This is a genomic window from Nevskiales bacterium (genome assembly GCA_035574475.1).
Lineage (GTDB): Bacteria > Pseudomonadota > Gammaproteobacteria > Nevskiales > DATLYR01 > DATLYR01.
Window position 1 is genome coordinate 1 of sequence record DATLYR010000121.1, and the last position, 12,756, is coordinate 12,756.

Consider the following 12,756-nt stretch of genomic DNA (forward strand, 5'->3'; position numbering starts at 1 on the left):
ATGGCCGGCTACATCGCGCCGCTCGAGCAGATCCGCACCGATCCAGCGCGCCTCGAAGGCTTCACCGCGCCGCTGTTCGAGATTCTCGGCACCGGCTGGCTGTCCTACCCGGAAGGCGCGCCCGGCTACGTCGCGCCGGAGGACAAGAACCCGCTGCAGGAAGCGGCCGACGACTATCTGATTTTCACGCCGGGCGCGCGCCCGCGCGGCGCCTGCCAGTGGCAGGGCGGCCGGCCCGGCGACGCGACCGGCTACCTGACGCCGCCGCTGCACGGGGTGTGGGCGACCGCGCCTTACCTGCACAACGGCTCGGTGCCGGACGTCTGGTCCCTGCTCAAGCCCTCCGAGCGGCCCGCGCTGTGGCGTCGCAAGCTCAACGACGGCGTCGGCGCCGAGCGCGGCTTCGACACGCGCTGGCAGGCCTACGACGAAGCGCGGATGGGCTGGAAGCACGATGTGCTGACCTGCGGCGCGGGCGCCAACGGCATCCCCTACTACCACTGCCAGCCGACGGGTGCGCCCAGCCTGTTCGGCCAATTGGCAGAGCAGCTGTTCGGCTTCTTCGGTACGCAGAACAGCCTCGGCTACCAGACGCTGCCGCCGCTCGGCCGGCAGGGCGTGGAGGATCGCAAGATCTTCAACACCTACCTGTTCGGCAAGAGCAATACCGGGCACGACTTCACCGAGGTGCTGACCGATGCCGAGCGGCGCGCCCTGATCGAGTACCTGAAGACCCTATGAGGACGCCGTCCCAACTCCCGTTGATAACCCGTCAGGCCGCGGGCCACGCGGGCTTTCAGGCGTTGAATCAGGTGCTTAGGGTCGCCGTATCGGCACCTGAAAAACTACGATCGCCAGCATGAGGCGCTTTGCGTAACTTGCCGTCGGAGAGGATATCGACATGGCTCGCCAACTCATCAGACTTTGCACGCTGCAGCGGGCTCGCGCCGGCCTGCTGGCGCTGGCCGCAACGGTGGCGCTGTCCGCCTGCGGTGGCGACTACAGTGGCGGCAGTGCGACGGGCGGGGATTCCGGTACCGGTGGCGGGGGTACTGGCGGTGGCGGAGGCGGAGGGGGCGGCGGCCAGTTCGCCAACAGCGAGGAATTCTTTGCCGATCGCGTGCGGCAGAGCCTGGGCTTCTGCCGTACCTGCCATATCCCGGGCGGGGTGGCGGATACGGACGAGGGCCGGCGCTTCATGCTGGCCACGCAGCAGGAGCTCTCGGCCAATCCGCTGGCGGACTACGCCAAGCTGAATGCGTCGTGGATTGCCCTGGGGCGGGGGGTTGAGACGAACAAGATTCTGATCGAGCCGACGGTGGCGGCGGAGCCGCACAGCGGCGGCAAGCCCTGGCCGGTGGGGAGTGCGGCATATGAGAGCATGAAGCTGCTGCTGCAGTGCTGGGAGCAGCCGGCGAACTGCGCGGCCTTGCTGGGCAATGCCGGCGGCGGGGGCGGCGGTACGGAGGTGGATGATCTGCTGGGCAGCAAGCGCGCGCAGCATGTCTGGGAAAGCTTCTGCGCCGGCAAGGACGAGAACGACACCACGCCGCTGCCGCCCGATCCGCGCACGCTGGTGCAGCCGGGCGTGAACCAGGGCAAGGCGGTGTACTTCAACGCCTTCTGGCAGGACTGCCACGCCAACGCGCCGCCGGAGGAAAAGCAGGCCAAGACCTGCGGCGAATACATCCAGCGCCGCAACCGCGGCCGCGCCTTCCTGCTCGACGGACTGCCGGTCGGCAGCACCTCGGCATCGTCACATGCCAACACCTGGCAGAAATGGGGGCTGACCGAGCGGCCGGCCAATTTCGACGAGCTCTATACCCTGCGCTACGGCCTCAACGAGGCGCCGTTCCACAATCCCTACCCGCTGCCGGGCGAGGATCCGAATGCGACCAACGGCGGCTCCGGCCGGCTGCCGCTGGGCCTGCGCCAGAAGAAGAACGCCAACGGCCAGTGGACCGGCCAGATCGGCAGCGCTGCCTGCTTCCTGTGTCACGGCGGCCAGATCGGCGAGCCGACCCTGATCGGCCTTGAGAGTCTCGGGCTGGGCAACAACAACTACGATGTCATCATGAGCGCGCGCGACGGCTCGCCCTTCATCGGCACGCCGCTCGCGACCCTGCTGCCGCCGTTCGACGTCAACAGCGTGTTCAATATCGGCATCAAGCAGCGTGGCCAGAACAACGCGGTCGGCGCCTTCGAGTTCCTCAACACGCTGCTGGACCTCGACTCGCTCGGCGTCAACCCGAACCCGCTCAAGGTGGTGACGCCCGGCGGCGTGCAGGGCGTGCAGGACATCTCGCACCCGCTGGCGCACACCCAGGACACGCCGCCCTGGTGGAACATGGGCTCGCGCCCGCGCAAATTCTTCGACGCCGGCGTGTCCAACGACAGCACGCGCATCATCATGGCCGCCGGCCCGGGCGAACTGGATTCGCTGTTCACCCTTGACGGCAAACCTTACCGCGAGCGCATCGAAAAGCACGATCAGGATCTGGAAGCCTTCTTCCTGTCCCTCCGCTCGCCCGAGTGGCCGTTCAGGAAACCCTCCGGCGAGCCCGACATCGATCTCGCGCTGGCCAGGCAGGGCGCAATCCTGTTCCACAGCAAGGATCTGTGGGCCGAGGACGGCAACGCGGCGCGCCCGCGGCCGGCCGGCGGCAACGGCTCCTGCGCCAGCTGCCACGGCGCCTACTCGCCGCGTTACGTCAACGACCCGGCCTACCTGGAGACCCCGGCGCTCGAGGGCGTGGCCGGGCACATCGCCACGCTGGACGTGATCGGCACCGACCGCGCGCGTTCCGACATGCTCACGCCCACGCTGCGCCGCGGCTGGGACACGACCTTCTGGGCCTACCCGGAGGGCCGTCCCGGCTATGTCGCGCCCGAGGACAAGGACCCGTTCACCGAGGCGCTGGACGACATGCTGCCGATCGAACTGCGCCCGCAGGGCCTGTGCGGCTGGCAGAAGGACGTGATCGGCTACCAGGCGCCGCCGCTGTACGGCGTGTGGGCCACCGCGCCTTACTTCCACAACGGCTCGGTGCCGACGGTGGAGGCGGTGCTGGATTCGTCCAAGCGCGTACCCATCTGGCAGCGCAAGCTGCGCACGGAAGCCGACGGCCGCGTGACCGGCTTCGACCAGCGCCTGAGCGCCTATGACAAGGCGGCCATGGGCTGGCAGCACACGGCCATGACCTGCCAGCAGATGCCGGGCACCGAGCAGATCAACTGCAACCCGGTGGACGACAAAGGCCCGTCCCTGGTGCAGCTGGTGCAGAACTTCCTCAACCGCAGCCTGAGCTGGTCGGGGCTGGTGAGCATCCCCGACCCGGCGCCGGATTCGATCGACAAGCGCCTGGTGTACGACACCCGCATCCTCGGCAACGGCAACGGCGGGCACGAGTTCACCGACGTGCTGACGGAGCAGGAGCGCAAGGCCATCATCGAGTACCTGAAGACGCTGTAGCGCAGCGGCGGCTCGGGTATCCTAGCGGAGGGCACAGGCCCGTGCCCTCCGACCGGAGACCCGTCTTGAGCGTCCATATCGCCGAAACCTTCGAGAGCGACGGCCAGCGCCTGTACTACGAGATCCACGGCAGCGGGCCCGAGGTCATCGTCTATCTGCACGGTCTGCTGCTCGACGCCAATATCAACCGCGACCTCGCGCGCCGGCTGGCGGCGGCCGGCTACCGCGTCGTGCTGCTGGACCTGCCGGGCCACGGCGGCAGCGACAAGCCGCGGCACGCCACGCTGCACCGCTTCGACCGCTACGCGCGCCACGTGCTCAACCTGCTCGACCACCTGGGCGTGGAGCGCGCCACCATCGGCGGCGTCTCGCTCGGTGCCGACGTGTCGCTGCAGGTCGCGATCCTCGCGCCGCAACGGGTCAAGGCGCTGATCGTGGAGATGCCGGTGCTGGAGAACGCCGCGGTGACGGCGGCGGTAATCTTCGCGCCGCTGCTGGCGCTGGTCAGCCTGGGGCGGCCGCTGTTCGACATCACGCGCAAGTGGTTCGCGCGCATCCCGCGCAAGGATCGCGGCATCCCGGACAGCCTGCTCAACATCCTGTCCAACGACCCCACCACCATGGCCGCCGTGCTGCATGGCATCCTGGTCGGGCCGATCGCACCGGACGTGGTGGACCGTAGTGCGATCCGCGTGCCGACGCTGATCATTGCCCACAACTATGACCTGATCCATCCGGAAACCGACGCGCGCAACCTGGCGCGCCAGCTGGCCAGCGCGCGCCTGATCTACGCGCGTTCGATCCTGGAGCTGCGCCTGAGGCCGGAGCGGCTCATGCCGCAGATCATCGAGTTCCTGAGAGAGGCGGTCCCGCTGCGTGCGGCGGCCTAGGCTTGTTTCGTCGCCCCGGCGTAAGCCGGGGTCCAGCGACTTCTGCAAACCCAAGGCACTGGATCCGGCTTGCGCCGGAATGCGAGCGAAACTCATCTGGGATCCCGAGAGGACTGGCCATCTGCCTCCTGCGCCGCAGCACCCATTTCGACGGCACCCGCGACGCGCTGCGCCCGCTGGTGCGGCTGGACAACATCCGCGAGGCGGCCAAGGACTTCCGCCGCCACAGGCTCGCGCAGTCGAAGGCGCTCTGCCGCGAATCCTTTGCATCCGCCGATTCGTGATCCGGCTCCAGGGCGCCGCGGCCTGAGCGGCGTCAATCGTCCTGCACTTCGAAGTCCGACAGCGCGCGATCGTAGTGGAATAGCTCCCCACCCTCCGGCATCGGCTCGCCGACGGCGTAGCGCGGCACCGGTGGCTGCTGCCTAGAGTCCTGCCGTTGACGGCGCGCGACCCCGTACTGGGCGATCACCCGCGCCTCGATCTCGCGCAGCTCGGCTTCGCTGCACCGGGCCTGCGGGTTGTGCAGCCGGGTGGCCATGAGGATGCGGCTGAAGCGCGACAGCCCGACCACCGCCTGGCCGTGATGCCCGCGCACCAGCATCGCCACCACGCTGCTGCGCCCGGACTCGTGCACGTGCCAGACGGTCGGGCCCTGCGCGCGGGCCAGGATCACCACCGCCGCGTCGGGTACGTGTACGTCCACCAGCACCATGCCGGCCTCGCGGGACTCTGCGTCGAGCCGCGCCGGGACCGGGAGCGGCCCCTGTTCCAGTTCGATCACATGCACCTCGGTCGGTCCCGCCCAGCCGGGCAGCCAGCAGGGCTCGGGCGGCGCCTCGCCTTCGAGCGCCAGCTGCCATCGCACCGTGTCCGGCGCCGGGAGCAGCGCCGGCGCCGGCTCGCCCGCAGCGCGGGCGGCCTCGAGCCCAGTGCGCGTCAGCACAGCGCCCCAGCGGTCCGGCAGCACGAAGCCGGTGAGCCACCACAGCGGCCGTTTCGACGGGCAATCCGTGGTCCGCAGCAGGCGCGCGAGCCGCGACGGCGCCCGATGCACGGCCAGCACCGCGCCGCTGTCGCGTGCGCGCAGCTGCAGCGTACGCCACAGCCCGTCGCGCGCCTCCTCCACCCGATAGGCGCTCAGCGCCTGCGGCACATCGCGGCGTGCCAGGCAGCGGCCGGCGGGCAGCGGCAGCCCGTCGAGCGATGCCGCCAGTGCGCTGCGCGGCAGGCAGGCGGCACTGCGCGAATCTTCCAGCTGGTAGCGGTGGAAACGGCCGTCCGCCTGCGGCAGCTCGAAAAAGCGGATGCGGCCCTGGATCAGGTCGTAGATGGCGTCGCGGAAATGCCCGGCCTGCGAGGTCGCCAGCAGATAGCCCTGGCTGCGTGCATCGAGGCTGCGCGCCTGGACCGTGAGTCGGGGCGCATCACAGGATGCGGCCGGTGGTCGCGCCTGCCAGAGCACCGCCAGCCCCAGCGGCAGCAGCACGAGCAGGGCGAGGAAAGCGCGACGCATGGCTGATCAATAGCACAGGGGAACGGTCGGCGTGCAAAGCGAAAACCCGCCGGAAGGCGGGTTTTCGCTTTGTCATGCCCTTCGAGCAGGCACGGGCCTGCATCCGCAGGCCTGCCCCCACCAAGCAAGCCCTAAAACCGATAGCGCACGCCGAGGTTGACGAAGTCGCGATCGCGCAACAGGTTCTGCTCGCCGGCACCGTAGAAGCCGACATAGCCGATCGCCGCGCTCCAGCCGGGAGCGAAGCGCACTTCGGCGTTGGTGATCAGGTTCTTGCGGCCCTCCAGGAAGTTCTCGCCGGGTCCCGGCGCGGTGCCGTAGATGTCGTGCGCCAGGATGTTGGTCCATTCCAGGCTGATGCCCGGGAACAGATTGTCGTAGCGCAGGATCGCGATCACGCGGTAGCCGGCCGACAGGTCATCGGCGAAGTCGTCCGGATCCTGCTGCGTCGGGTTGAAGCGGATGCCCGAGGGCCCGATCACGCCGGAGTTCGACTGTTTGGAACCGTCGGCGCCGGTGCCGTCGGCGCCGGCCGAGGCGTGGTAGTTGGTGCCCGGCGCTTCGATCTGCAGCTCGTCGGTGTCCGGCATGTCCAGCACCTGGGTCACGCCGAACTCGCCGAACAGCAGGATCTGGTTGGCCTTGAGCCAGTTGTTCGGGCCGATGATGTAGGTGCCGCCGATGTTGTACTGCAGGGTTTTGAAATACTCCCAGCCGCGGATGCGCTCGCCGGGCGCATAGGTCGAGGGATCGCGGCCGCGGTAGGCGGAGACGAAATCCGGCACCGTGTAGCGCGCACCGGGCAGCTGTGCGACCGTGCCGACGCCCGGCAGGCCGAAGTCGTAGCGGTCGGTGTTGTCGCCGGCACGGTTGCCGATCGGCAACGGGTTCTGCAGCGCCGCGAACACCAGGTCCACGTCGTCGATCTGCAGCGGCGCCTTCGGGCGGTAGGCGATCTCGCCTTGCACCGACAGCTCGCCGAAGGAGGTGTTGAAGCTGATGCCGTACAGCTTGATGTCCTCGGGGTATTCCAGCAGCGCCGCAATCGAGTCGGCATCGAAGGCGTCGCCGTTGGCACCGATGTTCTGCTCGCGCGCCGGCGGCGCAATGCCGACCGGCAGGGCGCTCTCGACGAACAGCAGCGCATCGGCGCCCGGGCAGGCGCCGAGGACGTTGGCGATGTCCTGCAGGTCCTTGACGCTCAGCTCGATGGTGCCGGGCAGGATCGGCAGCGCACCGCCCAGGGTCGGATCGAGGCCCAGATCGACGGCATTGATCCCGTCCAGCGTCAGCGGCGCGGGTGCCGGTGCGCCAGGGCCGTTCAGGCAGCCGTACTGGCCGGCGATAGTGCTGAGATAGGGCAGGCGGCTGTGGTAGTTGGCGGCGTAGAAGCCGAGCTCGGTGCCGTCGTTGAGCCAGTCGGCGAAATAGCGGAAGGCGAGACCGTACTGACCGCCGTCCCTGGCCTCCCGCTCGAACAGCGGGAAGCGCTCGCCGGTGTCGGTGATGGCCGAGAGCATGATCTGGTCGGCGATGCCGATCTGCAACGGATCTTCCGGCACCTTGCCGAAGCCCAGGTTCACGAACTGGGTGTCGATCTTGGTGCCGATATCCACGAACGACAGGTAGGAACCGGGCGCCGGGATCTCGATCTGCTCCCAGTCGTACTGGTAGAAGGCCTCCACGCTCAGCGATTCGGTCAGCTGGGTCGAGGCGCTGATGGCCCCGATCGGCTGCAGCACCTCGGCCAGGTCGAGGAAGGCCGGCCGGAACAGGTTGTTCACGTTGGGCGGGCTGAAGGTGTTGAGCGAGTTGACGATCAGCAGGGTGCTCTCGCCCCAGTTGATGGACTGGCGACCGAGCTTGACCGCGAGCTCGCGATCGCCGAAGAACGGGAAGGTGCCGGAGACGTTGAAGTCCAGCAGCTGGAAGCCGGCGCCGATCTGGTCGTCCACGTCGTCGTTGTTGACGCGGGTGAACTCGACGCGGTCGCCGCGGTCGCCGCGCCGGCCTTTCGCGCCGTTGTTGTTGAGGCCGTTGGGTCCGTCGATGGTGCCGGCATTGAAGTAGAGCTGCTTCTTGCCGCGGTTCTCGGTGTCGTAAAAGCCCAGGCCGCGGGCGAAGAAGCCGAAGTTCTTCCAGGTCAGGTTGACGTCGGTCGTGAAGCGGCCCACCGCCTGGGTGATCTCGCCCTTGTCGAAGTTCATGTTGCCGTCGTCGTAGTTGCTCGAGCCGGCCCCGGGCGCATCGACGAAGATCTGGTTCACGCCCGGGCCTTCGCCAATGAAGCTGTTGAGTTCGATCGGCGCCCCGTGCAGCGGATTGGCCACGTCGAGGTGGCCCTGGCAGCTGGTGCCGGCACGATTGGAGGCGCGTGGGCAGAGTTCCGGATTCAGCGCCGATTTGGCGATCAGGTCGTCCGCGCGATCTTCTACGCGCCATTGCGCGCCGAACTGCACCGAAGTGTTGATCGCGGCGTTGACCGTTTCCTCGCCGAGCTGGAACTCGAACTGCGCCGCCTGCGCGGGCAGGCCAAGTGCAAGGACCGTCAGCATGGCCAGGACGCGGCGCAAACCGGCCGCAGACTGCATCCGCAAGTCAAACCACATCATGTGAACTCCTCCCGTACACGCTCCGCGAAAACGGCCGCGCGCATTGTTTTATAAGGCAATACTGAAGCACGGCTCGGCCACGCGAAGGGTAGCATCCCCGCGCCCGGCAGGCCAGATGGGCGGGCGGGGGTGGCGGTCAGCGCCGCCTGCGATGCTGCCTGGGCTTGCGCAGATTGCGGGCCGCCTGCGCGCTGTCTTCCAGGGTCTCGAACTGGTCGGACACCAGCTGGCCGATCTCACGGTTGATGCGGCGGATGGCGTCGTAGACCATGCCGATGGTCTGCCGCTGCTTCTGCCTCAAGCCCAGCCGGTCGTCGCGCAGCAGGCCGCTGCGCTCCAGCGCCTCGAACGGCAGGTCGGCGATGTACTGGTGCACCTGCTCGACGGAGGTGGCGCCCTTGTCCACCGCTTCCTGGATGAAATCCTTGAGCAGCTCGATGCGCTGAAGCCTGTTCACGGTGCCGTTTCCCATTGGGCCAGCGCTCAAGCTTAACGCCTGCGCCGGAGCCATGCGTGCGGCGCGCATCAGGCGGGGGCCGGGCCGCCCCCGCCGGGGAACGCCAGCCGCAGGTTCTTCAGCCAGGTGGTGCCGAACTGCCGCCACAGCGAGCCAGTGTTATAAGGCAGGCCGTAACGTTTGGCCGCCGCGCGCACCCGCGGTGCGATTTCAGGATAACGGTTGCTGCACATGTCCGGAAACAGATGGTGCTCGATCTGGTGACTCAGATTGCCGGACAGCACATGGAACAGCGGGCCGCCCTGGATGTTGCAGGAGCCCAGCAGCTGCCGCACATACCAGCGCGCGCGGGTCTCGCCCTCGACCTGTTCGACGGTGAAATTATGAACACCGGCCGGAAAGTGGCCGCAGAAGATGATGATGAAGGCCCAGATGTTGCGCAGGATGTTGGCGGCGGCGTTGGCGCCGGCCACCAGGCCGAAGGCCAGCCAGGGCGAGGCCGGCACCCAGAACGAGATCGGGATGCTGACCAGCAGCGCGGCGCCCGGCCACATGATGTAATCCTTCAGCACCTGCCGCCAGACCTTGCGCCCGATGCGCCGCATCAGGGGCGCGATCTCTTTCCAGGTCTTCTTGCCCTTCATGTGATCGTCGATCGCCTGCTCGTGCAGCGCCACGCCTTCCTCGAACAGCAGCATGAGCAAGACGAAGAACAGTGGCTGCAGCAGGTACAGCGGATGCCATTTCTGCATGGGCGTCACGCGCATGATGCCGTAGCCCACGTCCAGATCCTTGCCGATCACGTTGGTCCAGGTGTGGTGCACCACGTTGTGCGAGTGCATCCAGCGGTCGGCGGGGCTCATGGTGTCCCACTCCCAGGTGTTGGACTGGATCTCCGGGTCCTTCATCCAGTCCCACTGCGCATGCAGCACGTTGTGGGCGATCTCCATGTTCTCCAGGATCTTGGCGATGCCCAGCATGAACGTGCCCAGGCCGATGACGGACAGGCAGGTCCACCACGAGGCCAGCGCATGGCCCCAGGCCGGCACCAGGAACAGGCCGGCGTAAATGACGAAGCGGCCGGTGACGGCCAGCGTGCGCTGGGTGCGGATCAGCTTCAGGATGTAGGCGCGGTCGCGCTCTCCGCGGCTGTCCATGACTTCGTCGCGGATGGCATCCAGCTCGCGGCCGAATTCCTCGATCTGGGCGTCGGTGAGATTCACGGGAAGTCTGGCAGTGTTCATGATGTTCTCCTTCTTAGAGGGAGGCGCGCGCCTGCGCGACGGCGACAGTCGCGAGCGGGCTCGCTGCTACAGGTCCAGTTCGCAGTCGCCGGCCGCTGCGCAGATGCAGGTCTGCACCATGCTGCCGGCCTCGTTCAGTACCTTGCCCGTGCGCAGGTCGCGCACGCAGCCGGACAGCAGCGTGGTGTTGCAGGTGTGGCAGATACCCATGCGGCAGCCGTGCGGCGGATTCATCCCGGCGTCCTCTGCTACGCGCAGCAGGCTGGTCTTGCTGTCGGCCTGCACGCTCCGCTGGCTCCTGCGGAAGCGCACGGTCCCGCCCACCGCGTCCGCCGGCACCTCGGCAAAGCTCGCCAGGAAGCGCTCGATGTGCAGATGGCGCGAGCGCCCGGCCTGCTCGAAGTGCCGCTCCAGCGCCGCCAACAGCCCCGGCGGGCCGCAGGCATAGACCTCGCGCTCGCGCCAGTCCGGGCACAGCCGGTCGAGCTGTTCGGCGCTGAAATAGCCCTTGGTCTGTTTCTGCTCGCCGTACTCGTGAGTGAACACCAGATTCAGGTGATAGCGCGGGAATTTCCGCGCCATCTCCCGTAGCTCCTGCCCGAAGATCACGTCGAACTCGTGCGGCGCGTAATGGATGTGCGCCGTGTCCGGCAGGCGCTCCTGCGCGATCAGGCTGCGCAGCATGCTCATGGCCGGCGTAATGCCGCTGCCGGCGGTGATGAACAGCGGCAGGACCGGTTGCGCGTCCGGCAGGTAGAACTCGCCCTGCGGCAGGCCGATGGGCAGATAATCGCCCACCTTGATGTTGCGCACGATGTGATGCGAGATGCGCCCGCCCGCGATCGCCTTCACCGTGATGGTGAAGCAGTCGTCCTCGCGCTCGGGCGGCGAGGAGATGGTGTAGGTGCGCGTGTAATGCATGCCACCGACCGGGATGCCCACGCGCAGGTGCTGGCCGGCGCGGTGTCCGCGCCAGTTGAGCCCCGGCTTGAGCGTCAGCGTGCGGGCGTCCTTGGTCTCGTCCCAGACCTCGACCACGCGCGCCTGCAGCTTGTGGGTGGTCCATAGCGGGTTGACCAGCTCGACGTAATGCGAGGTGCGCAGCGGGTAGGCGAACAGGTCGGTGATCGCCGTGATCCGCGACAGCAGGGACCTTCCCCCGCTCGTGCCTGGCTCAGCCTGCATCTTCCCCTCCTCAGCCCGGCGCGGTCAGGCCGGGACGGCCCCGTTCACAGAATCGGCAGAACCCGTGGGCAGCGACAGCCTAAGGATACGCTTCCAGGTGGACAGCGTTTGCCGGAGGAACGAGCCGGTGTTGTAGGGCAGGCCGTACTTGCGGCACACCGCGCGCACCTCGGGCGCGATTTCCTGGTAGCGGTGCGCCGGCAGGTCCGGGAACAGGTGGTGCTCGATCTGGAACGACAGGTTTCCGCTCAGGATATGCATCAGCTTGCCGCCGGAGAAGTTGGCCGAGCCCAGCAGCTGGCGCACGTACCACTGGCCGCGGGTCTCGTTCTCGAGCACCGATTCCGGGTACTGCTCCACGTCCTCGGGGAAGTGGCCGTTGAAGATCACCGCGCAGGCCCAGACATTGCGCGCCAGGTTGGCGGCGACATTACCCACGAACACCAGGGGCGCAAAGGGCCCGGCCAGCAGCGGGAACAGGACGTAATCCTTGGTCAGCTGCTTGCGCATCTTCTTCCACATCGGTCGGAAGTCCTCGCGCAGCTGCCGGCCGGTCTTGGTCTTGTAGACCAGGTAATCCTCCAGCTTCAGGCTCTGCACCGCCACGAAGTGCTGGAAGAACAGGTGCAGAATGACCGTGAACGGCACATTGAGCAGGAAGCGCGGTTCCCAGGGCTGGTCCGCGGACATGCGCAGCAGGCCGTAGCCGATGTCGTGGTCGCGGCCCAGGACGTTCGTGTAGGTGTGGTGTTCGTGGTTGTGCGTGCGTTTCCAGTTCTTCGCGGTGCAGGCGGTGTCCCAGTCGAACTCTCTCGAGTGTAGCGCCGGGTCGTTCATCCAGTCGTACTGGCCATGCATCACGTTGTGGCCGATTTCCATGTTGTCGAGAATCTTCGAGAGCGACAGCGCGGCCACCCCCAGCGGCCAGGCCGGTGGGAGCATCAGCAGCACGCGGCCGGCGACCTCCAGCCGGCGCTGGCGCTTGACCAGGCCGCGGATGTAATCGGCATCGCGCTGGCCGAGGTCGGCCAGCACGCGGTTGCGGATGGCGTCGAACTCCTGGCCGATCGCCTCGAACTGCTCTGGAGTCAGCTTGCGGTAGATGCTCATGATGGATCTCCAATCATTCGGTTTTCGGTCACCCCGGCGGAAGCCGCGGTCCAGTGCCTTTCCGAAGTCGCTGGATTCAGGCTTGCGCCGGAATGACGGCCCCTCATATATCCAGCGTCACGCTGCCGACCGGCACGCTGACGCAGATCTGGATGTCTTCCTCGCCCGCCGCGCTGAGCTGCCCGGTGCGCAGGTCACGCACGCGGCCGGCGGTCTTGCGGCAGGTGCAGGCATGGCAGATGCCCATGCGGCAGCCGGACTCGGGCTTCA

At 67.6% G+C, this 12,756-nt stretch carries 9 protein-coding genes; 3 read left to right on the top strand and 6 right to left on the bottom strand.

The features are described 5' to 3' along the window. The 3 genes from VNJ47_07085 to VNJ47_07095 all read left to right on the top strand — a co-directional run. A partial coding sequence (locus tag VNJ47_07085; GenBank protein HXG28594.1) for a hypothetical protein occupies nt 1-741 on the top strand: 741 nt, incomplete at its 5' end. A 160-nt stretch (nt 742-901) separates the two neighbouring features. Beyond that, entirely contained in the window at nt 902-3,472 is a 2,571-nt protein-coding gene (locus VNJ47_07090) for a hypothetical protein (GenBank protein HXG28595.1), read from the top strand. A gap of 65 nt (nt 3,473-3,537) precedes the next feature. After that, entirely contained in the window at nt 3,538-4,362 is an 825-nt protein-coding gene (locus VNJ47_07095; protein HXG28596.1) for an alpha/beta hydrolase, read from the top strand. Nucleotides 4,363-4,678: 316 nt separating this feature from the next. Here the strand turns inward: VNJ47_07095 and VNJ47_07100 are convergent, their stop codons facing one another. The 6 genes from VNJ47_07100 to VNJ47_07125 all read right to left on the bottom strand — a co-directional run bounded on the left by VNJ47_07100 (nt 4,679) and on the right by VNJ47_07125 (nt 12,486). Next, complete coding sequence (locus VNJ47_07100) at nt 4,679-5,878, bottom strand: hypothetical protein (protein HXG28597.1); 1,200 nt, start codon at nt 5,876-5,878, stop codon at nt 4,679-4,681. Between the two features lie 131 nt (nt 5,879-6,009). Next, nucleotides 6,010-8,490 (bottom strand): DUF1302 family protein, encoded by a 2,481-nt coding sequence (locus VNJ47_07105; protein ID HXG28598.1) that lies wholly within the window; start codon nt 8,488-8,490, stop codon nt 6,010-6,012. A gap of 136 nt (nt 8,491-8,626) precedes the next feature. Then, nucleotides 8,627-8,947 (bottom strand): hypothetical protein, encoded by a 321-nt coding sequence (locus tag VNJ47_07110; GenBank protein ID HXG28599.1) that lies wholly within the window; start codon nt 8,945-8,947, stop codon nt 8,627-8,629. A gap of 68 nt (nt 8,948-9,015) precedes the next feature. Beyond that, on the bottom strand, nt 9,016-10,191 hold the full coding sequence (locus tag VNJ47_07115) for an acyl-CoA desaturase (GenBank protein HXG28600.1): 1,176 nt from the start codon (nt 10,189-10,191) through the stop codon (nt 9,016-9,018). A 66-nt stretch (nt 10,192-10,257) separates the two neighbouring features. Then, a complete protein-coding gene (locus VNJ47_07120; protein HXG28601.1) occupies nt 10,258-11,376 on the bottom strand; it encodes a ferredoxin reductase in 1,119 nt (372 codons plus the stop codon). 24 nt (nt 11,377-11,400) lie between these two features. Next, nucleotides 11,401-12,486 (bottom strand): acyl-CoA desaturase, encoded by a 1,086-nt coding sequence (locus tag VNJ47_07125; protein ID HXG28602.1) that lies wholly within the window; start codon nt 12,484-12,486, stop codon nt 11,401-11,403. Nucleotides 12,487-12,756 lie beyond the last annotated feature (270 nt).